Source organism: Pseudomonas sputi, from assembly GCF_021603585.1.
Taxonomy (GTDB): domain Bacteria; phylum Pseudomonadota; class Gammaproteobacteria; order Pseudomonadales; family Pseudomonadaceae; genus Aquipseudomonas; species Aquipseudomonas sputi.
The window spans coordinates 151,477-177,951 of sequence record NZ_BQHI01000011.1; the positions used below are offsets into that span (position 1 = coordinate 151,477).

Below are 26,475 nucleotides of genomic sequence, written 5' to 3' on the forward strand. Positions count from 1 at the left end.
CTCGTCTGCGGGCTTCTTCACATCAAGGGCAAGGCCTCAGGCCCGGCGCTCATGCATCCGCGCCAGTTGCCGCTCGAGCATCGACGGATAGGGCTCCATCAATCGCTCTACGCAGCACGCACCCTCAGGGCTGGCGATCGGCCGGATCCGCGCACGCTGACGGATCAGTGCATCGTCACCGATCTTGCGCTCAACCAGCAGCAGGTTGCGGCTGTGTTGCGACAGGGCCAGGGCGTCCTGGGCGGAGTCGGTCAGCAGCAGGTCGATCTGGCTCAGGCCGAACAGCTCGTCGCCCAGGGTCAGGCCCAGCTGCAATTGCAGGGTGATGCCGCTGTCGGCGACTTCGATCTGCAACTGGTGGCCCAGTGCCCGCAGCAGTTCGCCGCAGCAGATGGCGTTGGTCAGGTAATCGTCGCCGCTGTCCTCGGTGTGGAACAGCATTAGCGTACTGCCGTCGTTCAGGGTTTCGATTTCGCCCTGATACAGCGAAGCAGCCTGCTCCAGGCAATCGCGATAGCGATCCTGCAACTCTTCCAGGCGTGCCCGCGGCAAACGCCGAAGTTGTTCCTGTGAGCCCAGTTGCACCGCCAGCACCGCCGAGTGCTGCGGCACGCTCGGAGTCGGCCGGCGCACCGCCGGTTGTGCGACATCGCTCAGCGATTCGTCACGCAGATCGGCGAACGGGTCTTCGTCATCGTCGTCTTCAACGGTGCTGACGACATGGCGTGGCGCAGGTTTCTGCGCGGTCATCGGGCGGCTTTCGTCGAAACTCGGATCACGCAGGTTGCGCACTTCGAATTCCGGCTCGTCGTCCTCGAATTCGGGTTCCGGCTCTGGCTCCGGTTCCGCCGGCTCCGGGGCGTAGTTGGCGTGCAACTGGCGGGCAAGATCGCCGATCTCATCCTGGCGCTCGATACCCGGGGTGTATTCGTCGATCCGACGCAGCCACACGCGCAGTTGCAGCAGCGGTGTAGAGATGTGCCGACCCAGACGCAGGCTCAGGGCCAGGGACAATGCCAGCAGGATCGCACTCAGGATGCCCATGCTTTGCAGGCTGATGGTCATCGGCTGCTGGAACTGATCCATGTCCAGGCTGATGCGCAGTTGCCCGGCGGTCACGTCCTGGAAGGTGATCTTGCTCTCGTACATGCCCTCGGCCTCGCCCAGCAGGCCGTGCTTGGGCCGCTGGCCGGACTCGGCGAGGATGCGGTTGTCCACGCTGTAGATGGCGGCGTGGGCCACCAGCTTGTTCTTGGTCAGGTTGTTGAGCAGCACGTTGAGGCTGAGGATGTCGTTGGACACCAGCAGCTCGGTGGCGGAGGTGGCGGTCTGCGTGGTCAGGCTTTCGCCCAGCGCATCAGCCTGCTCGTGCATGGCCTGCTTGAACTGCAGGCCCATCACGCAGGCATAGATCACCAGGGCCAGAGCGACCAGGATCACGTTATGGCTGGCAATGCGCAGTGCAATCGGTACACGGCGGTGGCGCAGTGCACGGAAGATCAGCAGAAAGAAGTTATCGGTTTTAACTGGCGTGGGCCGGTTCACTGAGCTCGGCTCTTTTGTCCGTGAAGTTGACGCGCAGTATAGCGACAGGCCCTAGACCGGCAAAGCGCTGGCGGTGCCCGATGGTCACTGAAAGTGGGTAGAATGCGGTTTTTTTCCAGTTGCGGGGGTGCGCGTTGCGCGAAATCGTCCTGATTAACATCACGGGAGTCGACCGTCCGGGTCTGACGGCGGCCATTACCGGTGTTCTGGCCCAGGGTGGTGTGAATATCCTCGACATCGGTCAGGCGGTGATCCACGACATGCTCTCGTTCGGCATCCTTGTGGAAATTCCCGACTCCGAGCAAGGCAAGTCGGTGCTCAAGGACATCCTGTTCAAAGGCTACGAGCTCGACCAGCAGGTGCGCTTCACCCCGGTGTCCGAAGAGGATTACCAGCAATGGGTGGGCAATCAGGGCAAAAAACGCCACATCGTCACCCTGCTGACCCGCAAGGTCACCGCCGGCCAGTTGCAGGCGGTGAGCTCGATCACCGCCAAATACGGTCTGAACATCGACCATATCGACCGTCTGTCGGGTCGCATGCCGCTCGACACCCCGGCCGACAAGGGCAAGGGCTGCATCGAATTCTCCGTGCGTGGCGAAGCGGCCGACCCGCAGGCCCTGCGCGCCGAGTTCCTCAGCGTAGCCCAGGAACTCAACGTCGATATCGCCTTCCAGGAAGACTCGCTGTTCCGTCGCAATCGTCGTCTGGCGGTGTTCGACATGGACTCGACCCTGATCGAAGCCGAAGTCATCGATGAACTGGCCAAAGCCGCCGGCGTTGGCGATCAGGTTTCGCAAATCACCGAACGGGCAATGGCCGGCGAGCTGGACTTCCGCGCCAGCTTCAAAGAGCGTCTGGCCTTGCTCAAGGGGCTGGACGTGAGCGTGCTCGACTCGATCGGCGCCTCGCTGCGTCTGACCGAAGGTGCCGAGACCCTGTTCGCCGAACTCAAGCGTCTGGGCTACAAGACCGCGATCCTGTCCGGCGGTTTCACCTACTTCGCCAAGCAATTGCAGGCCAAACTCGGCATCGACTATGTGTTCGCCAACGAGCTGGAAGTGGTCGACGGCAAGTGCACCGGCGTGGCGATCGAGCCGATTGTCGATGCCCAGCGCAAGGCCGATCTGCTGAAACAGCTGGCTGAAAAAGAAGGTTTGCGCCTGGAACAGACCATCGCCGTGGGCGATGGCGCCAACGACCTGCCGATGCTGGCGATTGCCGGTCTGGGCGTGGCGTTTCGCGCCAAACCGCTGGTCAAGCAGTCGGCGAAGCAGGCGATCTCGACCCTCGGGCTGGATGGCGTGCTGTACCTGCTGGGCTTCCGCGATCGCGACGGGCAGCTCTGACCAAGGCACAGGATCGCAGCCCTGGGCGGCGGTCCTGGCTCAAAGGGATTTCCACAACGAGTCGAAATCCTCTTCGCTGCCGCCATCCTGCGCGGTTTCCAGCGAGCGATAGGCAAACTGATTGAAACTGTGGGTGCTGGCCACTCGCCGATCCAGCCCGGCGCGGTGCTCTTCACCCTGGGTGTTGATCAGCACTTTATTGCCTTCCTGAAACGGCAGCCGTGGCGCCAGTAACGTCGCCGGCAAGTCGATCGCACTGATCTCCGGCAATAACAACCCTCGCAGGTAATGGCTGTGATCATCCCGGGTGCGCACCAACTGCAAGCCGCAGGGCTGAGCGTGTGGTGCCACCAGTTCGATGCCCATCTGCGTGCCGGCGCCGCGCACCTGGCGGATCCAGCGCACCACGGCAATGCTCCAGCCCTGATTGAGACTGTCCTGAATCCCGACCATTTCCCCGGCCTGCAATTCGGCAGGTACTTCTTTTGGCCAGGCCAGGCAGTAACCGCCGGGGCTGTGGTTGATGACGGGCAACGCATAGGTCGGGTAATGCGGCGGGCTGTCGGAGTCGCTTTCGTCGTCGGCCAGCGGTTCGTAGCGGATTTCTTCGTAGGGCAACAATTCGTCGGACGTGCCCTGCGGCGCGGCATCGAACGCCTGGCTCCAGCTGTCCTTCTCGCCCTGAGCCACCGCGCGGCTGAAATTTGCCGCACGGGTTCCGGGGTGCTTGAGCAGTTCGCTGAAGGTGCGTTCACCGCCGAGGTAGAAGTGCAGGGCGCTCATGCCGACGCACACGGTCAGGTTGCCCTGGCCGACGGTGCGCTGGAAGCTGCGCTCGGCGGCTTCGCCCCAGGTCGCGTGCAAATGGTGCAGGGTGTCGAGGGTCAAGCCGGCCGGCACCGGCAGTGGTGTCGTTGCGTCCTGATGCAGCAGGTGAGCCTCGATGGCATTCACCAGCGGTTGCGGATCGAAGCCGAGCAGCCCTGATTGTTGCTGGCTGCGAAACTGCGAGCGGTAGCGCGGACCGGCGTCGATGTCTGCCGAGACCGCGAACAAGCCCTCGCCCGGGTTGGCGGGATGCAGCTTCAGCCACGCGCTCCAGGGCTCCACCACTTGAGCCAGGCGTGCGATCTGATTCTGCCGCAACTGATTGCAGCGGGCGCTACCCAGCAACAGGGCCGCAAGGTAGGTCTGCTCGACGCTCAGCTCTGCGGTCAGACTGGCGAGGTCGTCGCGTACCCGGCGATGCTGCAATTGCAGTTCACAGGCGCAGCGAAACAACTGATGCAGTTCAAACCACAGCTGTTCCGGCGGCGGGCTGTACAACTGCGTGGCGCGAACCAGTTGCCCTTTCAGTGCATGAGCCGCACGTTGCAGCGCTTCGCTCACCAGGGCTGCGCGATCCCGGGAGTACTTGGGGGCGATCCGCAGAATGATGTGTTTGTAACCGATGGCCAGCTGACTTTGCAGGGCCTGGCACAGGTTGCTGATCTTGCGTGAGCGCTCATCGAGCATGATCGCCTGATGCAGAAAATGCCGCTCAAGGTACTGGCAGACGAAATACACCTCGGGCCGCAGCAGTTCCAGCAGGTGCAGGCGGTTGTCGCTGGGGGTCAGCAGTTGATTGAGTTCGCCGAGGCCCTGGTACAGCAGGCGGGCGGTCTCGCCGATGTTGGCCTTGGGCAGGTCGGCGATCCAGCGTTTGAGGTCGCGCGGGGTGGCTTCACAGAAGGACAGGCGCAGCCGCGTGGGCGTCGGGGCGCTCAGTGGTGGTCGGAATCGTGGCTCACTCATGCCGTGACAAGCTCCGGCGGCGAATAGGGCAATGCCAAAAACTCTAGCAGTTGTGGTCTGTTTCGCAGGCGTTTGTCAGGCTTTTTTACCGTTGGTCTGCTGGCCTGGTGCCATTTCCGCAGGCGCTACTAGGCTCTCAGACGTGCGATCGGAAACGCACGGTTGCACGGCCTGCCGTCAACGTCGGGGCAGGTCTCCCGAAACTTCAAGGAGATGAGGTTCATGTCTAAATACGCAGTGGCAAATCAATGGGGCGGTAGTTCGGCACCCTGGCATCCGGGTGGAACCTGGGTACTGGGCGCGCGGGACAACCAGAACGTCGTCGCGATCGACATCAAGTCCGGCGACGGTGGCAAAACCTTTACCGGCACCATGACCTACGCCGGCGAAGGCCCCATTGGCTTCAAGGCTCAGCGCACTGGCCAGAACCAGTACAACGTCGAGAACCAGTGGGGTGGCAACGATGCCCCCTGGCATCCAGGTGGCAAGTGGGTGATCGGCGGGCGGGATAACCAGAACGTTATCGCGTTGAGCGTCACGTCCAATGACGGAGGGAAAAACCTCAGTGGCACCAACACCTACGCCAACGAAGGGCCGATCGGCTTCCGTGGGCAGATAGAGTAACGGCGCCACCCAGGTCGTATCCGCCCCTTCGCAGACGTGCGAAAGGGCGGATCAACCGGTTCAGGCGTTCGACAGTGCCAAGGCCTGGCCCATCTGTACCGGCGAGCCGGCTCTCAGTTCTTCAACCCATTTCACCTGATCCGGCCCGAACAGCACGATCGCGGTCGAACCCAGCTTGAAGCGCCCCAGTTCCGCACCTTTTTCCAGATGAATCGGCGCACGGGCGGCTTCGTCGTAACGGAAGGTTTTCAGCTCGCGCTTCGGCGGCGTGACCAAACCGGCCCACACGGTTTCAATCGATGCCACGATCATCGCGCCCACCAGCACCACGGCCATCGGCCCGCGCTCGGTGTCGAAGATGCACGCCACGCGCTCGTTGCGGGCGAACAGTTCCGGAACGTTTTCTGCGGTGGTCTGGTTGACCGAGAAGATCCGGCCCGGGATGTAGACCATTTCGCGCAGGGTGCCGGCCAGCGGCATGTGTACGCGATGGTAATCCTTCGGCGACAGGTAAACGGTGGCGAACTCGCCGCCCATGAACGGCGCCGCATTGGCCGCATCGCCTCCCAGCAGTTCCAGCACGCTGAAGCTGTGGCCCTTGGCCTGGAAGATGCGACCGTGCTCGATCGGGCCGAGCTGGCTGATCGCACCGTCGGCCGGGCTGAGGATCGCGCCCGGGGTCTGGTCCAGTGGACGTGCGCCGTCTTTCAGCGCACGGGTGAAAAAGGCATTGAAGTGCTCGTAAGCGGTCACGTCTTCAACCAGTGCCTGCGACATGTCCACTTGATAACGCTTGGCGAACCAGGTGGTGAAGGCATTCTTGAACCAGCGCACGCGGCACTCGGCGACGCAGCCGGCCAGGCGCGACAGCAGGTGATGCGGCAGCAGGTATTGGCTGATGATAAACAAACGCTCTTTCATGACTGTCCTTAAAAATCCTTAAAGCTCGACGGGGGTGTCGGGGTGGTTGCCCCATTCGCCCCAGGAACCGGCGTAGCCCTTGACCCGCGGATAACCGAGGGCCTTGGCCACCAGATAGGTGAAACCGGACCGGTGATGGGTCTGGCAGTGGGTGATGATTTCTTTGTCCTTGGTGATCCCGAGGTTTTCCAGGATCTTCGGCATGTCGGTACGGATGCGCAACTGGCGCGCCTGATCCATGCCTGCGGTCCATTCGAAGTTGACCGCGCCGGGGATGTGTCCACCCTTGGCCGCCAGGACCTTTTCGCCAGAGTATTCCAGCGGCCCGCGGGCGTCCCAGATTGCCAGGTCAGCGGCGCCGAGACGGCTTTGCAGGTATTCGCGGGTGGCCGTCGGGTCCTCGTGCAGGGTCAGGGCAACCGGCCCACCCACCGCCGGAGGCACCTGGATCGACATCGGCGAACCTTCTGCCAGCCACGCCGGCAGACCGCCGTCGAGGTAGTGGTAGTTGGCGTGACCGATCACGTCGAGCAGCCAGATGAAGCGCCCGGCCCAGCCGCCGCCTTCGTCGTCATAGACCACGTAGACCGCGTCCTTGCGATGACCCAGCTCACCGAACAGTTCTTCGAGTTTTTCCTTGCTCGGCAACAGCCCCGGAGCCGGCGCCTGACCCAGCTGGGTGCGTTTCGGATCGACGAAGCGTGCGCCGGGAATGTGTCCCTCGGCGTAGCGGGCGGCACTGGTCAGATCCACCAGAATCAGATCGCGGGAGTCGAGGCGCGGCAGCAGGTCGCTCGGCTCGATCACCAGGGCCAGGCCAGAGAAATCAGACATGTGAGGTCTCCAGAGCACAAAGGGGAGGGATTGTAGCTGTCATTGGCCGCGCTGGCTAAAACTGTGCAGGGCTTTCTCGATGCACTGCGCGGTTTTGCCGAAGGCTTGTACGGTGATGTCGGCGAGCGGCCCGCCTCCCTGGTCGGCGACCACGATCATGATCACTCGGCCGTTGTTCACCAGCGAACGCAGGAACAGGTGTTCGCCACGGAACAGCGTACGCAGCGAAGGCGGCAGCAGGGCGGAAAACTGGGCGTTGTTGTCCGGGGTGATCCGCACTTGCGCCTGCTGCGCGAGCAAGCGTTGTAGCACCGAACTCTGGCTGACGACGAAATTCAGTGCAGCAGCGTCCTTCGGCAATCCCGAAATTTGATGGACGCGCAGATTGGCGTGGCTGCGGTCGGCCATCAGGATCATCACCCGGCGCATGCCGCTGGCGACCAGCGCGTCGCGGGCGGCGACGGTCAGGCTCATGGCATTGGTGAAACGGCTTGGCACCGCCAGCAGTTCGGCGCATTGCCGGCGCCACTGGGTCAGGTCTTCAGCGGACGGCGCCGCGGCCGGCAGCATGCCGGCGGGCAGGCGCCGGGTGCCCCAGGGCCACAGCAGCGAGACCGCCGGGTGCCACAGGTCGGGCATGAAATGATGGCGAGCGCTGACGGCGGCTTGCTGGTGCAATTGCTGTTGCACTTCATCCATGGAAATTTGCAGGTAAAGACTGGTCAGGTATTGCCAGCGCTCGCTGTGCGGACAGTCCCAGGCCTGTTGCGCCGAGAGTGCCAGACCGTTGGCCAACAGCACGGTGTTGGCCGGCTGGTTGAGCCAGCGGCGCAGGGTCGGATCGTCGTCGAGGCGGTTTTGCTGGCGCAGCGGGTGATCGACATCGCGAGCGATGCGCAGGACCTTGACCAGTTCACGTTGCTCGGTCAGCAACAGCCGATAGCCTTGCTGCACCCAGATCGGCAAACGCCAGGCTTGCACCAGCGCTTCGCCGATTTTCAGCAGACGCACGCCGAACAGCTGTTTTTCCACGACTCGCGCGGATTCACCCTTGTGGATAACCCGCACTTCCCACTCTTCAAGCAGTTTGGGAAAGGTCAGCGCCAATGGCCACAGCGGCGACAGAAACAGCAGGCTGCCCCAATGAATGTCCTGCCACAGCCGCGCGAGGCGACTGGCGAAAAAACCGTTGGCCTGTTGCGTGGCGTGCTGGCTGATCATCTGCAACTGGCGCAGGGCCTGGGGGATCTGTGCGGCAGGTTCGGCGGGCAGGCGCGCCAGCAACTCTTCGGTGCGGGCCAGGCCGAGGCGATTGATCGCCACTTCGAGGTTTTCTGCCGGTGCGGCCATGTTGCCGTGGGTGTGGCGGTTGGCCTCCCGGATGATGCTCAGGGCCAGCGCCGGACTGTCTTGCATCAGGTCGGCGATGTCGCGCAGCGATCTGCGGTCATCGCGAATCGCCCGGCACACCCGGTCATGGGCATCTTGCGGCACCGGCAGGCGAACGCTGTCGAGCAGCTTCACCCAGCCATCGAGTGTGGTCGGTTGTGCGTGTGGGACGTTCGTTTCATTAGCCATGTCTGGACGAGATCTTCACTGACTGTAGACGCGCCCGGCGTGGGCTAAATTGGCTTTTCGCCTGAACTGGCTATAGTCTGGCGCAGTTTTGCCGATAAGTAGAAGAAGAGATTTTTTAACTTCCGAATATGACCTTGAACCCGACTTAAACAAGTACCTTTCTACCTATGGCTAAAATTATCGGCATCATCGTCGTATTCGCGAGCGTGCTCGGCGGATACGTGCTCTCCCACGGCAAGATTGCCGCTCTGATCCAGCCCTTCGAGGTGCTGATCATCGGCGGTGCGGCACTCGGAGCATTCCTCCAGGCCAACCCCGGCTACATGACGATGCACGTGCTCAAGAAGTCCTTGAGCATGTTCAGTTCGCGTTTCAGTCACACGTTCTATCTTGAAGTGCTGGGCCTGATCTACGAGATCCTCAACAAGAGCCGCCGCGAAGGCATGATGGCCATCGAGGGCGACATCGAAGACGCCGCCGCGAGCCCGATCTTCGCCAAGTACCCGGCGGTACTGAAAGACGAACGCATGACCGCGTTCATCTGCGATTACCTGCGCATCATGTCCTCCGGCAACATGGCTCCCCACGAGCTGGAAGGCCTGTTCGACATGGAGCTTTACAGCCTGAAAGAAGAACTGGAGCACCCGTCGCACGCCGTCAACGGCATTGCCGACGGCATGCCGGGTTTCGGTATCGTCGCGGCGGTACTGGGTATCGTGGTGACCATGGCGTCTCTGGGTGACGGCGATCAGAAGTCCATCGGTCTGCACGTAGGTGCGGCACTCGTGGGTACCTTCTTCGGTATTCTCGCGGCGTACGGTTTCTTCGGCCCGCTGGCGCACTCCCTGGCCCACGATGCCAAGGAAGAACTGAACGTCTACGAAGCCATCAAGGCCTCGCTGGTGGCTTCGGCTTCCGGCATGCCGCCGTCGCTGGCTGTCGAGTTCGGTCGCAAGGTTCTGTACCCGGCTCACCGTCCAAGCTTTGCCGAGCTGGAACAAGCCGTTCGCGGTCGCTAAGTCATGGAAAATAACCAGCCGATAATCATCAAGCGCGTCAAGCGCATCGCCGGCGGGCACCACGGCGGGGCGTGGAAGATCGCCTTCGCCGACTTCGCGACGGCGATGATGGCGTTCTTCCTGGTGTTGTGGCTGCTGTCCACCGCGACCCCGGAACAGAAGATCGCCATCGCCGGTTACTTCAAGGACCCGGTCGGTTTCTCCGAGAGCGGCACACCCTACATCATCGATCTGGGCGGCACGCCGACCCTGGCGCCGGAAAACACCCTCAACCCTGAAGTGAAGTCGCAGCCGCAGCCGGACAAGGTCACGATCGATACCGATCAGGTCGAAGGCATGGCCGAGCAGGTCGAGAAAGAACGCCTGGAACTGTTGCTGCAGGAACTGCAGAACAAGGTCGACGAGAACCCGCAGCTGCAGAAGTTCAAGGATCAGATCCTGTTCGAGATCACGCCGAACGGCTTGCGCATCCAGATCATGGACGCCGAGAACCGGCCGATGTTCGACTCCGGCTCTGCACGCCTTAAGCCGTACTTCGAAGACATCCTGCTGGCCATGGCCGACACCATCAAGGCGGTGCCGAACAAGATCAGTATCAGCGGTCACACCGATGCCAAGCCTTACGTGGGCAACGGCGACTTCGGCAACTGGGAGCTCTCGGCCAACCGTGCCAACGCCGCCCGGCGTGCGCTGGTGGCGGGCAGTTATCCGGACTCGCAAGTGGCGCGCGTGGTGGGTTATGCCTCGTCGGCGCTGTTCGACAAGGAAAACCCGTTCAACCCGGTCAATCGCCGTATCGACATCGTGGTGCTGACCAAGAAGGCCCAGGCCGCCATCGAAGGTGCGCAAGGCGCCGATGCGGCAACACCGGCAGACCAAGGTCAGAACGGCGCGGCTCCGGCTACCCCGGTCGACCCGAACGCCTTGCCGGCGGATCAGCAACCGGTACCGGCCCACGAGTTGCGCGAACGGCTGAACCTGTTCGACGACCCGTTGCCGAAACCGACTGAACCGGGCAGCACGGCGCCAGCCCCGGCGCCTGCTGCACCGGCCACTGCACCGGCGCCTGCGCCGAAACAGTGATGTGTCTAGTCCTGAATAAGGTTTACACCTGTTTCAGGACTAGACATGTCAGAGCCCGCGCCGAATACGGTTTTTCAGTTGTTCATGGAATATCTCGGCGTTGCGTCTGTAGGTGCCGCTGAAGGATTCGTTACTTGAATCCAGCGTCATTGAGCGTTTGTTCGTCACCTCTTCGCGGTAGGCGTCGATGAAGAAGTTCAGGTCCTTGGCCGTGCTCAGCTTCGGCCATTTGTCCAGGTACAGCGGCAGCTGTGCGGCGCCCGTTCTGAAGGAGCAGATTCGCCGGTTGCTGATCGTCGCCTCGCCGATCTCGAACGGCACCCACCATGACAATGCGGTCGATTCCGAGACCACCGCCAGCAGGTGTGTGCATTCGGTGATATTGCGGGTGATGACCCCGGTGATGTCGTCGGTGGTCTGGGATTCGGGGTCCAGCACGTCCAGATAGGTTTTGATATTGGCCTGCTTCAGGCGCGCATCGATCGCGAGGGCGTGGGCGCGGTCCATGTGGCGGTAGCTGATGAATACGGGCATCAGAAATGTCCTTTGAGGGCGAGTTCGCGGTAATAGGCACCAAGAGCTGTCAGGCGACAACCGGTAGAGTGCATGGCGGCGTAATACATGTGTTCGGCGTCCACCGGCTCGATCAGGCTGTGGCGGTTGCACATTTGCAATTGTTTGAAGATGTCACCGTGATCGGGATCGAAAGAGGCGGCGGTGGGTTCGAAACTCGGGTCTAGCCGGAACACAAAACTCGGCTCTGGAAACCAGTCCTTGAGTTTGCGTAAGGTCTCCTCGGCAATCAGCGGTGCAACTTCGCGCAACGGTACGAACTGCGACACATTGGTCTTGAACACCGGCCGCTGCTCCCATGCCCCCAAGGCATTGTCGACGAACGAGTAAACGCTGCCGGGAGTGACCTTGCCGAGCACGTTGGCCGCGCCGCCGTGCAGTGCTTGAAGCAACAGATCCGTGAACACGCCATGGCCACGACTTTCCAGGGCGTACTGCTCTTTTTTGCAGGCGGTGAGAATGGTCACGCCTTCGCCGATCACGCTGCTGCCGCCGCGCAAGTTGCGCAGGGCACCGGCGGCGCCAGCCTGGCAGCAGTCGAGGATGATGATTTTGTTCTTGATTTGCTGGGCGTTGTCGGCCCACTGCAGAATGTCGCTGATGCGAATGCCGTCGCCGCCAGGCTGGTAATCCTGCGGGATCAACAGCCCTTCATCGATGCTGGTGTCGAACTGGCCATGGCCGGCGAAATACAGAAGCGCAACATCGCAGTCGCCCGAAAACAGGCTTTGTATGTGTTGCCTCATTGCCGCGAGCGAGAGGTTTTCCTCCGACGAAGTCAGCACCTTGCTGCTGAAGTTCGGTCGCCCGCTGGCATGGCGCTCCAGCACCGAGGCCATGGCCATTGCATCATTGTTGCAGCCGCTGAGCGGCGAAACGTGGGTGTAGTGGTTAATGCCGATAAACAGTCCCTTGCGCATGATTACACCGCCGTATGAAGGCGTATGGCACTGACGATGCTATTGGTATTCCACGCACATTCGACGTGCGCGGCGTCGCTGACCACTTTTGCGGTGCGTTCGGCGCCATGGGGACGAATCGCGATGATCACCTTGCCAAGACGCTTGGCGATCTCGATTTCCTTCTGGATCCACTTGCTGTAGGCCGAGTACATCCCGGCCATGACCAGCACCGCCGAGCAGGGGCGGATCTTGTTTTCGATGGCTTCTTCCAGCTGTTTGTCAGTGCGCGCATCGGTAATCGGATTATGCGGTGGCACCGAGAAATTCTTGAAGGTGAAGGTCGGGTGATCGCTGAGCAGGCGGATCAGATTGTCGTGGGAGCCGGAGTAGTTCCACGAGTGACTGATGAACAAATGATAGGTTTGCATGAGGTTCCTCGGAGGTCGCGTAGTGCGAAAGAGGAACCCAATTTAGGCATCTGGCGCGTGCCGGCAAGGTCTGAGCGGTGAAAGAGAAATGTCCTGCAAGCAGGTGCAGTCGGGGCTTTCAGAAGAATCTGACGTTTAACGGATTACCGGATTTGTCAGACGCGGTCCGACATCCGGCAGCCCTCGGGCGAGGTGCTGCCGTCGCGGATGTTCAGTAACCGTTTTCCGGCAAGCTGGCGATGATCGAGCGGTAGCTGTTCATTCGCTGCTGCTGCACGCGGCCATCTTCCAGGGCCTTGAGCAGGGCGCAGCCCGGTTCGCGGTCGTGCTTGCAGTCGCGGAAGCGGCAGGTGCCGAGCAGGTCGTTGAACTCGATGAACCCGGCTTCGACGTCGGCGCGGCTGACGTGGCCGAGGCCGAATTCACGGATGCCCGGGGAGTCGATCAGCTCGCCGCCACCGGGGAAATGGAACAGGCGCGCAGTGGTCGTCGTGTGCGTGCCCTGACCGGACAACTCGGACAGCGGGCCGACGCGGGTTTCAACTTCCGGCAACAGGCTGTTGACCAATGACGACTTGCCGACACCGGACTGACCGACGAACACGCTGATGCGCCCGTCGAGTTGTTTCTGCAATTGCTCCATGCCGTTGCCGTGGTGCGCCGAGACTTCCAGCACCGGATAACCCAGCGTGCGGTACACCGCCAGCAGGGCATTCAGCGCCGGGGCGTTCTGCTCGTCGATCAGGTCGAATTTGTTCAGCAGCAGCAATGGGCGGATGCCGGCGTGCTCGGCGGCGACCAGATAGCGGTCGATCAGGTTGGCATGGGGCTCGGGCAGCGGGGCGAAAACGATGACGATCATGTCGACGTTGGCGGCCACCGGTTTGAGCTGGCCACGGCTGTCCGGACGGCACAGCTCGGTGGTGCGCGGCAGTTGCGCAACGATCACGCCGATGCCCTGGTTGCCGGCGCGCCAGACCACCCGATCGCCGGTCACCAATGCAGGCAGGTTGGCCCGCAGGTGGCAGCGGAAGACCTGGCCGGCCAGTTCGCCGTCAACGGCCTCGACCTCGACCTGCACACCGAAGTGGGCGATCACCAGGCCGTGCTGTTCCGGGCCGAGGTCGCCGCCTTCGAGCGCCTCGACGGCCGAGGACTCGCGTTTGGCGGCGCGGGCGGCGCGCTCGCCCTGAATCTTTTCGATGCGCCAGTTTTGACGACGATTGAGTTGGCGTTTGGCCATGGGTGTTCCGTCTGAAGAATGCAGCGATTAGGTAAAACGGCCGCGAGTTTAGCACGCCCGGCAGGCTGCCTAGGCTAAACTGCGCAGCATTGCTCAGGAGCCGAAATATGCAAAACCCGCAGAATCTGATCTGGATCGACCTCGAAATGACCGGTCTGGATCCTGAAAACGACGTCATCATCGAAATGGCCACCATCGTCACCGACAGTGACCTGAACACCCTGGCCGAAGGCCCGGTGATCGCCATCCACCATAGCGATGAAGTCCTCGCGCGCATGGATGAGTGGAACACACGCACCCACGGCAACTCCGGCCTGACCCAGCGTGTGCGCGACAGCCGCGTGAGCATGGCCGAGGCCGAGGCCGAAACCATCGCCTTTCTGGAAAAATGGGTGCCGAAAGGCAAGTCACCGATCTGTGGCAACAGCATCTGCCAGGATCGGCGCTTTCTTTATACCCACATGAAGTCGCTGGAAAGCTACTTCCACTACCGCAACCTCGACGTTTCCACGCTCAAGGAACTGGCCGCGCGCTGGGCGCCGGACGTGCGTGACAGCTTCAAGAAGGGCAGCACTCACCTGGCGCTGGACGACATCCGTGAATCCATCGCCGAGCTGCAGCACTACCGCAAGCACTTCATCAAGTTCTGAGATCGGCACCCACGCCGAGGCGCCCTCTTTTGGTGCCTCGGTGAAGTGAGTAGACTGCGCGCCTTCCTGCCAGGATCGCCACCATGTTGCTGATGCTCTACCTCGTCGCCATCACTGCCGAAGCCATGACCGGCGCCCTGTCTGCGGGCCGTCGCGGCATGGATTGGTTCGGCGTGGTGCTGATTGCCTGCGTCACGGCATTGGGCGGCGGTTCGGTGCGCGACGTGCTGCTCGGGCACTACCCGCTGACCTGGGTCAAACACCCGGAATACCTGGTGCTGACGACGGTTGCGGCGATGATCACCGTGTTCACCGCACGGTGGATGCGTCACCTGCGTTCGCTGTTTCTGGTGCTCGACGCGGTCGGTCTGGTGGCGTTCACCCTGATCGGTTGCATGACCGCCCTGGAAATGGGCCACGGCATGCTGGTGGCCTCGGTCAGTGGCGTGATCACCGGCGTGTTCGGGGGCATCCTGCGCGATATCTTCTGCAACGATATTCCGTTGATCTTCCGCCGCGAGCTGTATGCCAGCGTCTCTTTTGCAGCGGCCTGGTGTTACATGCTGTGCCTGTACCTCAATGTGCCGAGTGAGCAGGCAATCCTGATCACCTTGTTTGGCGGTTTTTTGTTGCGGTTGTTGGCGATTCGTTTCCATTGGGAAATGCCAAAGTTTGTCTATAACGACGAGCATTGATATTTTTTGCCGCGAATTGTTTTTGCTTGATTGCAAGTGGTGAGGGACTTGCAAGTGCATGTTTCTTACATTTTCCGCTTTGTTGGTTATTCTGAAGTCGTGTTATTTCTTTTGTTGATGGGTTGTTCAAGGACAAACCTTAAATAGAGCTTTTCAAAGGAAATACTTCATGAGTGAAGATGTGAGCGCAACACGGCATCAGCAAACTACCCCGCCTGTTCTCGAAGGACTCGCCAGTTTCAAGGTAAAGTTTGATACCGGTGATGGCACTAGCAGTAAATCGCTTTACGGCAATGGCCGTATGCAGGTGAAAGTGCAAGTTCTGGTTTCCGGGGTAGACGCCGACGGCGACGCCATGCACGTGCCGGATGATGTAATGAATAGCATAGAGCTTATCCATTACAGCACTGGCAGGACGTTACGTGATGGCTGGGCCGCGAGCACCGAGCAAGGGCGTTACACCCTTGAAGCACAGACTTCGGCTGCAGTCGGGATCGTTCACGAAGACGATGCCGAAAGTGATAGCGTCCATCCTCAGGTTCGCACTTTCTGGGTATCCTCGTCGGTCGCGGGAACGACCAGAATTGCTGCACGCTTGTCGCTGAACGGGGTGAGGGTTCTCAGTAACGGGACCACGCTGTCCAGCGTCCATGACAGCAGCATCACGATCGAATCACAGACGCCTGCGGCCTATGCCATTGAACAGTTCCGCTGGTATCAATCCCGGCGCGGCAATGAACAATCCGGTAATCGTATCTTTAACTATTATCTGGGGCTTTACCCGCAGGGACAGCAGATCAAACTGATTGATTGGATTGCAGACGGCGCTCAAGCAGGGGAGGACTACGCCTTTGCTGGAGGGAACAAGTTAGAAGAGTCGAGAACCAATTATATGCTGGCCACTTTTGTCCGCCCGGAACGACACACTCTGGACGTGCAACTGCCATTTAATGGAGATCCTATTGCGTTCCTTTTTCCCGATGCCATCACAAGAAAATCTAAAAAGTATTCTGTAAGGGTCAATGATCACGACGGAGAACTGACGGTTGTTCAGGCGCTGTCCGAGTATTCTGAACTTGCCCCAGTCTCCAGGTACGGCGAAGTTCTTCACTTTCGTGCCATTGATCAACATGGCACCGAGCACAAGCTGGCGTTCAGGCTGGATTTTTACACGCGCAACTTCACGCTGGAGCGAGGTTGAGTTGCTGGTTTGCTGATGCACATGCGGTGGGAGTAGTAGGTATATATGCGCTTTTATACTGCGAGTATCGATAGGCTGTGATGTCCAACCATCAGGTATTCGCATAGACAGTGCAGTACTCATGACTCGCGTTGGCCCTTTGGTTTTGCGGGGCCAGCGCAACGACCCCTCAAGGATGAGAGCTCATGGCCGACAAAATGCCAAAGGTCAAACCTGTTACTACCCCAAACCATTCACCCGATTTCAGCATCGATTTTTCACATCGGCCACCGCCCCCCACTTCTGCAGCGCCGCAGATATCCATGCCGCATCGACTGGAGCCGGCGCACGCTTTTTCCCGGCAAGATTTGGGCGCACTGACGCAGGAGGCCAGTATGAGCGCGACCCCGATCTCTTTGGCGACCAGTGAGCTTGCGATACTTTCCGCGCTCCCCTCGCTGGCTGACTACCGGATACCCCAATCAACACACCTCGGCGACGCCGATGCGCAGGGCATCCGGATGTACAAGGGGCGTCAGTTTGTGGAAGTCGCCGAGAACCAGTTCGTACAAGTGGTTCCGGACGCGGAGAGTGGCTTGTTTCGTGCCACACAAGCCAGAGAGCTCAACCCTTCCGGCCCGCTGCTGCAGCCCAGTGGCGAAGGCAGGTTCTGGCATGCGGTGGACAGCCATGATTCGCTTGACCGCCTTGCAAGTCTCGACCCGGTACACAGACGGATGTCTGTTGCCGAGCGCGTACGTGATCTTTATCCACAGATCTCGGACGAGGAGGTCGCGACGTTTATCAACCAGCACTTGAGGAGTGATCCATTCGGCGTAATGAAGCGGCTTGAAAAAGAGTTCGCGATGTTGCGTGATGAACTGGCGATATGGAGTGCCGGCGAGGCCTCGCCTCGTTCGGAATCGTCAGCGCCGGGCAGCGCGCCGATGTTCGCCGCAGAACGCCAGGCTCGTGAGCAATTCAGCGCAATGCTGCAAGATATCTGGCAACGCAAGTCAGTGTCGAGATGGGGGTACGGTGACTACCATTTTTCTTCCAGCGTCGATTTTTCTGGTGAATTGCCAAGGTTGTCCACCCGTTTCGAGTACGTAACAGAGTTAATACTGACCGCGCCGGTAACCAGTGTACGAATAGGCGCGTTCCTTGACAGTTTTCCCAATGTTCAATACTTGATGGTCACTGGCCTAAGAGCGGAAGAGTTTCCGTCAGGCATCTTTCAAATGCGTGAGTTGCGCGAACTTACATTGAAAAATTGCTCGCTCAGACTGACAGAGGTGACGGCTGAGGGGCTGTCTCGAATAGAAACGCTCACATTGTTGAATCTGGCGCACAATCCCCTGACAGTCGCGCCGCACGTGGGCTTCATGTCGGAGTTGACAGAGTTGATACTGCATGACGGCAACCTCTCCAATGTTCCTTCAGGAATACATACACCGAAAGAACTCGGGGTGCTGGCGTTGCAGAATAATAATATTTCCAATGTGGGCGATGATTTGTTCGATATTCCGGACACGCAGAGCTTGTTTGTCGGGCTGGTGAATAACCCCTTGAGTCACGTATCGCGGCAGCGGATTGAGCAATATCTGGACAATTCCAGCCTGGATCGAAAAATAGAAATCCAGATGGATGAGCCACTTTCAGAGGTGGAGTCCGACAGTGAATCCTCGGAGAGCGGATTCGGGACGGATTCAGACAGTGACTGAATGTTGGAGGAAGTAACAAATCTCCAGTTTGTCTAACATGTTTTGATAACTATGGATAATCCATCTGCCCTCTTCCGCTTTTGGCTTCACTTGGGGCAGGAAGGGAAGGGGGCAATAAGGCTTCAGAATCAAGGGACCGGGAAAGATGGTCTTTAAGTTTGTCTGCGAAGGGTGCCGCTTTTTTGAAAGTTTGAAAAATGTGTGTGAGTTTTTATTTGATATTCAGGTGTTTCCTCACTTGGGTCTGTTAATAGTTTGTAGAGTGTTAAGGGTTTTATTGTCGTTTTGATCGTGCGTCAATACTTCGGCACGTCCTGAGAGGGGCGAAACTTATTCATTGCCAAGGTATTATTTGATGTTTGATGAGCAGCTTAGTATTTCCCGTATCGAGGTGAAGTTTGACGCCGGCAGGTCTGGCCAGCATAAAGTGCTTTACGCCAACGGTCGCATGCAAGTACGCGTGTTGGTACTTTTACACGGCGTTGATAATAGTGGAGACAACGCGTCCCTGTATGGGCATCCCGCCTTGCAGACGCTGCGACTGATTGCCTATAACGGCGCCCGGCCTCTGGAGGGCGACTGGAGCGTGTCCACCCAGGAAAATCGCTATGCACACGAAATGTCGGGTGGGGCACCGCGTATTACTGAAGTCCCTCGTGTAACGGACAATCGAATCAGTGACGATTCTGACCCTGTGCAGGTTTTTGAATTCTGGGTTTCCGCCTCCAGGCCTGGAACTATGGAAGTGGCTGCCGAAATCGTCATGAATGACGTGACATTGCGAACTAACGGAATCGGTTTTGATAGCAGTGTTACGCTGGAAGCTATTCCTCCGAAGGTTTACCCGCTGAGCAGTTTTTCGTTGAGGAAATACGGAGAGATGCAGCGGAGGGCTAATTACGACTGGATTCAGCATTATCATATTGGTCTGCACGCGGAAGGAAGGCAGGTTCATCTCCTCGACTGGTACAGCAGTGAGGTAAAACTTGACCCTTATGACTCCGAAGAAGCGGTGCGGGTCTACGTATCCGGCAATATTCCCGGTACACAGGATGGTCGTAGAAATTTTTACGGTTATCTGGCGCCGATTTATGGGGGAAAAGCCACGTTTCGCAGTCCTCTCGGCTACGTAACCGTACCGATTAACAAAGTGCCCGGGCAATTGACACTTGTTCAGTATATTTCAGCAGACCTGCAAGTGGCTCGAGAGAACGAAAGCGCATTCGAGTTTGCAGTAATCGATGAGTTTGGCACGGAGCACAGGCTCTCTCTCGACGGTAATAAGGAACAGCGTACTTTTATTTTGGATGAGTCTCGGCGATCAATGAAACAGCTTGCCTGATTTCGGCATGTGACCAGCGAATTATTGCAGGTCACATGATGTTTCCAATGTCTGAATCTGAAAATAAAGGACGTTTTTTCAATGGAAAGTAACTCTTCTTCCAATGCTCATTCAAATGCTTTCAACTTCAGTGAGTTCGTTTCCGGGGGCGTTGATCCTCGCACCGGTATGTATACGTGTGCGCTGTCCTTGGGCAAGTTGCACTCGGCGGAGCTCAATGGCCCTGAGCTTGCACTTTCGTTGGGCTTTAATCCGCTCAGTCAGGTGGATACCGGTTTCGGCGTAGGCTGGTCTTTGACCATGGCGCAATACGACTTGCGCAGCAAAGTCATGACGCTGGCCAACGGTGAACGTTATAAGGCGGTGGAGACGTCTACCGGCTTGAAGTTCAAGGAGATGAAACTGCAAACCGCCAAGGTGCTGGAGATCGGGGCGGGGCGCTATGAAATTCGCTACAAGGACGGTCGGCGTGAGCTGCTGAAGGTTCAGGCCGGCACTCAAGTTGCGGTAGTGGAAAAAATCATTGCCCCTAATGGTGTGAGCATCACGCTGAAGCATGTGTTGTTCAATCAGTTTCCCATGTTGGCTGAAATCAGTGACACCAAGCGATGCCTGCTGAAAATCACACGCAATGCAGGTCAGGTAACGCTGATCCGGCATCCCGATACTTCGGCTCGTTCCGATTACGGATTGATCCTGAAAAACAGTCAGGTAACGGCAATCGAGCTTCCGGTCGGCAAAGGCTGGGAGCTGGAATATGAAGTCATTGATCAGGCTATCTATTTGCGGCGTATCGTCAACCCGTTGCGCGGTGTAGAAATCATTCGCTACAAGCGACAAGGTCACCGCTTCGTGAATGGCGTCGAACAAACACTGCCATTTGTCATTGCCCACGAGATCTACCCCGGGCGCCATCAACCCAGGATCTGCAAGGCCTACTCGTATTCTGACCATAATTTTCTCGGGCAGGGCCTCATCCCGACCAGAAGCAATGACGGAGACCCTCTCTATCTGGCACCCGCCAGCTACGTCTATTCCTCGGACGAGCAATTGGTGGTCAACGGTAAGGTGCACACTCGCATCAATCGCACCTACAACAAATTCCATTTGTTGGTCGCAGAGGTCACGACAAGTGGCGATGCCCAGACCTCAACGACTATCGAGTATCACTGTAGCGTCACCAAGCCATTCAATGAGCAGCCCGCCCAGTTCCGCATGCCGAAGGTTCAGAAGGTGACCTACCTCGACCGGCGTACCCAACACATGCGTGAGGAAGTCACCGTTACCGAGTTCGATGGTGAAGGCAACTTGATCAGGTTTGTCGAGCCGAATGGAATGACCACTGTGTCGGAATTTTATCCGGCAAGTGGTGGGGACAACTGCCCTGAGGATCCGCTGGGTTTCGCCAGGTTTCAGAAAAGAAGAACGGTCACCGCAGCCGCGGGGGGCGGAAACTCGACGGTTACGTACTATGACTATGCTCAGCATCCCGCACTGGACGGTGCGGAACTGGCCTTCGTCCTGCCGGTTGAGGAGCGTTTTTTCGAGCTGGTGGAGGGGGTTGAAATCCTGCGATCGAAGACCGGCAAGCGTTACCTGAATACACCCGAGGACCCGCTCAAGCACGGGGCCATGAAAGAGCAAAGCATCACCCTGGCGGGTAAAACAACCCGTACTGAATTTTCCTATGAGCTCAAGGGCACCCGACTGGAGGTAAAGTCCAGTACACACGGGTTTGATGGCTCGCTGCAGACCAGTGAGAAAGTGCTCTCGACGCTGAGCGGATTACAGGTCGCGAACATCGGTGTCGATGGTGAACGCATCGAATATGAATATGACGCGATCGGCCGGGCAGTGTGCAAAACGGTTGCCCGTGATACCCCCTGCGAAACCTTTACCCGATGGGCCTATTTACCCTCCAGCAAGCAGCAGCCCGCTACGGTAGTGACCACCGATCCTGCCGGTGGTGAGCAAAAAGTGGCCTATGACGGCCTGGAAAGGGTGATCGCCGTTGCGGAAAAGGACTGTGATCATCCGGACGAGGACGGACTCATTCAGAGTCGAACGCTTTATTCCGCCATTCATGATTCGGCGGGTCACAAGGTAAAAGTCACGCTGACCGATTGGCGTGATGGCAAGCCTTATCCAGTGGCGACCCGCTACGAATTCGATCACTGGGGCCAGCTCAGCAAGACCCTCCATGCCGATGGGCGTATCGAATACAGCGAGATCGATCCGGTCGCTCGCCAGCAAACGAACTGGTTTCAGGGGATGGGCAAGACAGTCACTCTCCTAAACGAGTTTGGTAAACCTCTGAGTGTCGAGCGCTTCAATCTGAGGGGCGAGAGCCTCGGTAAAACCGCTTATACCTATGACGGGCTCGGGCGCACGGTCAGCCAGACCGATCCGGTTGGCAATACCACTCGATATGAATACGACGTCTTTGATCGCCTGATTCGCAATGTCATGCCCGACGCCAGCGTGGTAGTAACCGACTACGCCGATCACACTGACGAAGCGCTTGCGGTCGGGATCCATGTCGATGGCAAGGTGTTGGGTCGGCAGATCCATGACGGTTTGAATCGTCTGACGGAAAGTACGGTGGGCGGGCGCACGTCGCAGGCTGGTTACGAAGCGGGCTTCAGTCAACCTACGTGGTACAGGAGCGCTGATGGCAAGAAGACCGAATTCACTTATTTGCGAGATCTGGGCGGTTTACTGACTGAGCGCAAGGCGGGGGCGTTGCTCACGACCATGACGTACGATCCCGTCAGTGGTCATCCGTTGACCTGCACCGAAAACGGCAGAGAACATCGTTTTGCATATCATCCCTCCGGGCGTATCAAATCCGAAACGACGACCTTCGGTGATATCAGCAAAGCAACGTCCTTTACCTATTCCCTCGAGGGGCGACCGCTCACCTATGTCGATGTACTCGGGGTCGAGCAAATTTGCGAATACGATGACCACGGTCGCTTGTTGTCAACTTTGCGGGGGGCGCTGAAAACCGAATTCCACTACAGCACCCTGACCGGGATGCTTGAATGGACGAAGACCGCAGACACTTCGATCAAGCGAAGCATGATCACTCGGTTTACCTATGATGATATCGGTCGTGAGACCTGCCGTACTTTCGAGATCAAGGGCCAGCCCGACCAGACACTGGTGTCGTCATATACGCTCGCCGGCAAACTGGCACAGAAAGTGTCCATGCGCGGTACACAAATGTTACGTGATGAACGATTTGTCTACGATGTGCGTGGGCGGCTGATCCAGTACGACTGTGCGGGTACCCAGAAACCCCGGGATCCTTATGGCAAGGAGATTATTCAGCAGACATTCACTTTCGATGCGCTGGATAACCTTCTGACCGTACAGACGCGGTTCCCGCTGGGGGTGAATCTGACCACCTTCAGCTACGACAATCCGGACCCTGTACAACTGAGTGCCGTCAGGCATTCCCACGTCGACTATCCACCGGCAGTGACTCTGGAATACGACGCCAACGGCAGGATGATCAAGGATGACCAGGCGCGAGTCCTGGCCTATGACGCATTCGGGCGTCTTGAGCAACTGACCGGTGCAGCAGGCACGGTCATTCGCAACTACCATTACGACGGCTTCGACCATCTGGTTGAACTGTCGCAACCGGAAAATGCACCTACCCAGCGTTATTACCACGAGGGGCGTGTCATCCATGAAGTCAGTGGTAAAAGTTCATCCAGTGTCGTGCGTCACGGTGGACTGCTTGTGGGGCAGCAGCAACTGGGATCGAGCGCCGGCACGCAGCTGTTCGGTACCGATCAGCAACACAGTGTGCTGACAGAACTGGATGAAAAAAATCTGACCGATTGCGTTTACAGCCCGTATGGGCATCGTCCTGCCGAAGGCGGGATGTTCAGTCTGGCGGGGTTCAATGGTGAGCAGCTCGATCGGGCAACCGGCCTTTACCTGTTGGGCAATGGTTACAGGGCCTACAGCCCGACGTTGATGCGTTTTCTCAGTCCCGACAGCATGAGTCCGTTTGGCGGGGGTGGATTGAGTGCTTACGCTTATTGCCTGGGCGATCCCGTCAATCGTGTCGACCCGACAGGGCATATATCCTGGCAATCGATACTGGGCGTCGGAGTCGGTGTTCTCGGGATTGTTGCCAGCGTGCTGACGATGGGCGCCGCAACGCCATGGGCGCTGGCGGCGTTGGGACTGACCGTCGCTTCGGGTTTGACCGGTATCGCCAGCGAAGTGGTCAATGGCCATGCGCCGGACTCGCCAGCGGGAGAGGTGTTGGGCTGGATCAGTGCCGGCCTTGGATTGGCTTCGCTCGGTGCCGGTCTGGCGGCTGGCGCCAAAGCTGCTGTTAATGCCGGGAGAAAGCTGGCGTCAGCCTTTGAGCAGGGACTCAGTTCAAAGGGGACGATGAAAATGGGCAAGGTACTCGCCAAGGGAAAAGGCGCCAAGGCCGCGGCCAAGAAAGCCAATGCACCGGTGGAGGAAGAGGTCGACATTCCATGGACACTGGTCAGGCCCAAAGACAAGATGAATTTTCTCAGGATTGAGGCGCGCAAGGCCTCGGAGGACAGGGCAGAAATATTCATGAAGCATGTTGAAGCGAATAACTCCCCGGCCGACGCGGCCAAACTCATTCATGCCGAATATACGCCAATGCACGGTCCGTCCTCCTCGACATCAAGACCCATGCATCTTTACTTGTCGAAGGGGGACCGTATTTATATTACGGAGAACCCTGAAAAAAGGATCGTCATCATCAAACAGTTGGGTGGCCACTATAACGAAAAAAAATAGGCATCAATGACAAGGCCGGGCATTACTGGCATGCGGTAACGGCATTCAACTACGATTTGAGCACGTTGTTCGCCGGTACTGTCTGCGCAGATCTGGAATGCTGTTCCAGTGCCCACTCCACATGCTCTCTGACCAACTCCGACGGATAGTCCCGTCGCGCCTTCAACGCCTCCAGCACCGGAATCGTTGAAGGCGCATTCCCCAACCCCACGGCCAGATTGCGCAGCCAGCGCTCGTAACCGGCTCGCCGCAGGGGCGAGCCTTCGGTGCGGCTGAGGAATTTGTCTTCATCCCACAAGAACAGCTCGGCCAGTTCGGCATTGTCCAGGTTGTGCCGTGGCTTGAAATCGCTTTCGCCGGACGGGCGGGCGAAGCGGTTCCACGGGCAGCAGATCTGGCAATCGTCGCAGCCGAACACGCGGTTGCCGATCAGCGGTCGCAGGTCTTCGGGGATGGCGTTTTTCAGTTCGATGGTCAGGTAGGAAATGCAACGTCGCGCGTCCAGCACATACGGGCCGACGAAGGCGTTGGTCGGGCAGATGTCGAGGCACGCGGTGCAGCGTCCGCAGTGTTCGGTGCCGTGGGGTTTATCCACCGGCAGGGGCAGGTCGACGAACAGTTCGCTGAGAAAGAAGTAACTGCCGGCCTTGCGGTTCAGCACCAGGGTGTTCTTGCCGATCCAACCCAGGCCGGCCTGCTCGGCGATGGCTTTTTCCAGCACCGGGGCGCTGTCGACAAAGGCGCGAAAGCCGAACGGGCCGATTTCGGACTGGATCCTGTCCGCCAGTTGTTGAACACGTTTACGGATCAACTTGTGATAATCGCGGCCCAAGGCATAACGCGAGATGTAGGCTTTTTCCGGTTTGGCCAGCAATTGCGCCATTTGCGTGTCGCCCGGCAGGTAATCCATGCGCAGCGACACCACGCGCAGGGTGCCCGGCACCAACTCTTCGGGGTGCGAGCGTTTGCTGCCGTGGGCGCCCATGTAATCCATTTCGCCGTGGTAGCCGGCCTCGAGCCAGCGTTGCAGGTGCTGCTCATGCTCGGCCAGGTCCAGACCGCTGATGCCGACTTGCTGGAAGCCCAGCTCGCGGCCCCAGTCCTTGATGGATTGGGCGAGGGCAGGCAGATCTGTGGTGATGGCGGACATGAGGCGAGAGAAACCGGAGCTGAGGTGCGTATAATTCTGCCAGACATCGGAGCCCGAAGACGCATGCCGCACACTAAAGATCAATTACCCGACGCGCTGTACCGCGCCGCGCAGGTTCGGGCACTCGACGCACGGCTGATCGCCGCCGGCACGCCGGGCTTCGAATTGATGCAGCGTGCCGCCCACGCCACCTGGCGCGCACTGGTGCGCCAATGGCCGTCCGGGAATGAATTGACGGTGTTGGCCGGACACGGCAACAACGCCGGCGATGGTTATCTGGTGGCAGCGCTGGCGCATCGGGCGGGATGGTCGGTACGAGTGTTGGCTGTCGGCGAGCCGCAGCGTTTGAAGGGGGATGCCGCCGTGGCGCACGCCGAGGCCGTGGCCGACGGCGTCTCGATTGCTCCATGGGATCTGTCCTGCGAGTTGCGCGGTATCGTCGTTGACGCATTGCTCGGCACCGGTCTGAGCGGGGAGGTGCGTGAGCCCTATGCCGCCGCGATTGCGACGATCAATGCCAGCGGACTGCCAGTGGTGGCGGTCGACATTCCGTCCGGGTTGTGCGCCGACACCGGCCATGCGCTGGGTGAAGCGGTGCACGCCGACCTCACTGTGACTTTCATCGGGCTGAAACTCGGGCTGTTCACGGGGGCGGCGGCGGATCACGTCGGCGAACTGCTGTTTAACGATCTGCAGGCCTCGGCCGAAACCTTCAGTGACATGCCTCTCGCTGCGCGTCGGCTTGACGTGACTAACCTTGCGCATCTGGCTGCCCGTGCGCCGGCTGCGCACAAGGGGCGTTTCGGCCATGTGCTGCTGATCGGCGGCGATCATGGCTTTGGCGGGGCGATCCTGTTGAGCACCGAAAGCGCGCTGCGCAGTGGCGCCGGGATGGTGTCGCTGGCGACTCGCCCGGAACATGTACCAGCGGCGTTGAGCAGGGTGCCGGAAGCCATGGCGCTGGGCACTTCTTCGGCCAATCAATTGATGGGGCTGCTGGACAAGGTGTCGGTTTTGGTGGTCGGGCCGGGGCTGGGG

21 protein-coding genes are annotated in these 26,475 nt (G+C 59.1%); 11 read left to right on the forward strand and 10 right to left on the reverse strand.

Features of this window, described 5'->3' with window-relative positions:
* Positions 1 to 36 precede the first annotated feature (36 nt).
* Positions 37 to 1,545: an AhpA/YtjB family protein gene (locus tag L6D81_RS17240; RefSeq protein WP_236181189.1), complete on the reverse strand. Its 1,509-nt coding sequence runs from the start codon at positions 1,543 to 1,545 to the stop codon at positions 37 to 39.
* 134 nt (positions 1,546 to 1,679) lie between these two features.
* Here L6D81_RS17240 and serB point away from each other — a divergent pair, with 134 nt between their 5' ends.
* A complete protein-coding gene (serB, locus tag L6D81_RS17245; RefSeq protein WP_039766615.1) occupies positions 1,680 to 2,894 on the forward strand; it encodes a phosphoserine phosphatase SerB in 1,215 nt (404 codons plus the stop codon).
* 39 nt (positions 2,895 to 2,933) lie between these two features.
* Here serB and L6D81_RS17250 read toward each other — a convergent pair whose 3' ends face one another.
* On the reverse strand, positions 2,934 to 4,688 hold the full coding sequence (locus tag L6D81_RS17250; protein WP_236181190.1) for a molecular chaperone: 1,755 nt from the start codon (positions 4,686 to 4,688) through the stop codon (positions 2,934 to 2,936).
* Positions 4,689 to 4,910: 222 nt separating this feature from the next.
* On the opposite strand from L6D81_RS17250, the gene L6D81_RS17255 reads away from it, so the two are divergent.
* Positions 4,911 to 5,312, forward strand: a complete 402-nt coding sequence (locus L6D81_RS17255) for a lectin OAA family protein (RefSeq protein WP_064379080.1) — start codon at positions 4,911 to 4,913, stop codon at positions 5,310 to 5,312.
* Positions 5,313 to 5,372: 60 nt separating this feature from the next.
* On the opposite strand, the gene asd is transcribed toward L6D81_RS17255, so the two are convergent.
* Genes asd through L6D81_RS17270 form a run of 3 tightly spaced genes read right to left on the reverse strand, consistent with a single transcriptional unit; the run spans position 5,373 to position 8,645 of the window.
* Positions 5,373 to 6,233 carry an archaetidylserine decarboxylase gene (asd, locus tag L6D81_RS17260; protein WP_134021611.1) on the reverse strand — a complete coding sequence of 287 codons (861 nt, stop codon included), beginning with the start codon at positions 6,231 to 6,233 and terminating at the stop codon, positions 5,373 to 5,375.
* An 18-nt stretch (positions 6,234 to 6,251) separates the two neighbouring features.
* A complete protein-coding gene (locus tag L6D81_RS17265) occupies positions 6,252 to 7,067 on the reverse strand; it encodes a rhodanese-like domain-containing protein (RefSeq protein WP_236181191.1) in 816 nt (271 codons plus the stop codon).
* A gap of 39 nt (positions 7,068 to 7,106) precedes the next feature.
* Positions 7,107 to 8,645: an HDOD domain-containing protein gene (locus tag L6D81_RS17270; protein WP_236181192.1), complete on the reverse strand. Its 1,539-nt coding sequence runs from the start codon at positions 8,643 to 8,645 to the stop codon at positions 7,107 to 7,109.
* Between the two features lie 167 nt (positions 8,646 to 8,812).
* Here L6D81_RS17270 and motA point away from each other — a divergent pair, with 167 nt between their 5' ends.
* A complete protein-coding gene (motA, locus tag L6D81_RS17275; protein WP_236181193.1) occupies positions 8,813 to 9,664 on the forward strand; it encodes a flagellar motor stator protein MotA in 852 nt (283 codons plus the stop codon).
* Positions 9,665 to 9,667: 3 nt separating this feature from the next.
* Positions 9,668 to 10,747 (forward strand): flagellar motor protein MotB, encoded by a 1,080-nt coding sequence (motB, locus tag L6D81_RS17280; RefSeq protein ID WP_236181194.1) that lies wholly within the window; start codon positions 9,668 to 9,670, stop codon positions 10,745 to 10,747.
* A gap of 48 nt (positions 10,748 to 10,795) precedes the next feature.
* On the opposite strand, the gene L6D81_RS17285 is transcribed toward motB, so the two are convergent.
* The 4 genes from L6D81_RS17285 to rsgA all read right to left on the reverse strand — a co-directional run bounded on the left by L6D81_RS17285 (position 10,796) and on the right by rsgA (position 13,893).
* Positions 10,796 to 11,281 (reverse strand): toll/interleukin-1 receptor domain-containing protein, encoded by a 486-nt coding sequence (locus tag L6D81_RS17285; protein WP_236181195.1) that lies wholly within the window; start codon positions 11,279 to 11,281, stop codon positions 10,796 to 10,798.
* Positions 11,281 to 12,240 carry a caspase family protein gene (locus tag L6D81_RS17290; RefSeq protein WP_236181196.1) on the reverse strand — a complete coding sequence of 320 codons (960 nt, stop codon included), beginning with the start codon at positions 12,238 to 12,240 and terminating at the stop codon, positions 11,281 to 11,283. Before L6D81_RS17290 ends, L6D81_RS17285 begins: the two co-directional genes overlap by 1 nt.
* Positions 12,241 to 12,242: 2 nt before the next feature.
* The gene (locus L6D81_RS17295; protein WP_236181197.1) at positions 12,243 to 12,650 is read right to left on the reverse strand and encodes a TIR domain-containing protein; all 408 of its coding nucleotides are present in this window, start codon (positions 12,648 to 12,650) and stop codon (positions 12,243 to 12,245) included.
* 211 nt (positions 12,651 to 12,861) lie between these two features.
* The gene (rsgA, locus tag L6D81_RS17300; RefSeq protein WP_039766628.1) at positions 12,862 to 13,893 is read right to left on the reverse strand and encodes a small ribosomal subunit biogenesis GTPase RsgA; all 1,032 of its coding nucleotides are present in this window, start codon (positions 13,891 to 13,893) and stop codon (positions 12,862 to 12,864) included.
* A 107-nt stretch (positions 13,894 to 14,000) separates the two neighbouring features.
* Here rsgA and orn point away from each other — a divergent pair, with 107 nt between their 5' ends.
* The 6 genes from orn to L6D81_RS17330 all read left to right on the forward strand — a co-directional run bounded on the left by orn (position 14,001) and on the right by L6D81_RS17330 (position 24,287).
* Complete coding sequence (gene orn, locus L6D81_RS17305) at positions 14,001 to 14,543, forward strand: oligoribonuclease (protein ID WP_007950739.1); 543 nt, start codon at positions 14,001 to 14,003, stop codon at positions 14,541 to 14,543.
* A gap of 83 nt (positions 14,544 to 14,626) precedes the next feature.
* The gene (locus L6D81_RS17310) at positions 14,627 to 15,238 is read left to right on the forward strand and encodes a trimeric intracellular cation channel family protein (RefSeq protein ID WP_064379088.1); all 612 of its coding nucleotides are present in this window, start codon (positions 14,627 to 14,629) and stop codon (positions 15,236 to 15,238) included.
* 169 nt (positions 15,239 to 15,407) lie between these two features.
* Positions 15,408 to 16,439 (forward strand): hypothetical protein, encoded by a 1,032-nt coding sequence (locus tag L6D81_RS17315; RefSeq protein ID WP_236181198.1) that lies wholly within the window; start codon positions 15,408 to 15,410, stop codon positions 16,437 to 16,439.
* A 185-nt stretch (positions 16,440 to 16,624) separates the two neighbouring features.
* Positions 16,625 to 18,142 (forward strand): leucine-rich repeat domain-containing protein, encoded by a 1,518-nt coding sequence (locus L6D81_RS17320; RefSeq protein ID WP_236181199.1) that lies wholly within the window; start codon positions 16,625 to 16,627, stop codon positions 18,140 to 18,142.
* Between the two features lie 355 nt (positions 18,143 to 18,497).
* Positions 18,498 to 19,484 (forward strand): hypothetical protein, encoded by a 987-nt coding sequence (locus L6D81_RS17325; protein WP_236181200.1) that lies wholly within the window; start codon positions 18,498 to 18,500, stop codon positions 19,482 to 19,484.
* Positions 19,485 to 19,565: 81 nt separating this feature from the next.
* The gene (locus L6D81_RS17330; RefSeq protein ID WP_236181201.1) at positions 19,566 to 24,287 is read left to right on the forward strand and encodes an RHS repeat domain-containing protein; all 4,722 of its coding nucleotides are present in this window, start codon (positions 19,566 to 19,568) and stop codon (positions 24,285 to 24,287) included.
* Positions 24,288 to 24,336: 49 nt separating this feature from the next.
* Here the strand turns inward: L6D81_RS17330 and queG are convergent, their stop codons facing one another.
* A complete protein-coding gene (gene queG / locus L6D81_RS17335; RefSeq protein ID WP_236181202.1) occupies positions 24,337 to 25,437 on the reverse strand; it encodes a tRNA epoxyqueuosine(34) reductase QueG in 1,101 nt (366 codons plus the stop codon).
* A 63-nt stretch (positions 25,438 to 25,500) separates the two neighbouring features.
* Here queG and L6D81_RS17340 point away from each other — a divergent pair.
* Positions 25,501 to 26,475, forward strand: a 975-nt coding sequence (locus L6D81_RS17340; RefSeq protein WP_236181203.1) for an NAD(P)H-hydrate epimerase, incomplete at its 3' end; no start/stop codon positions are given.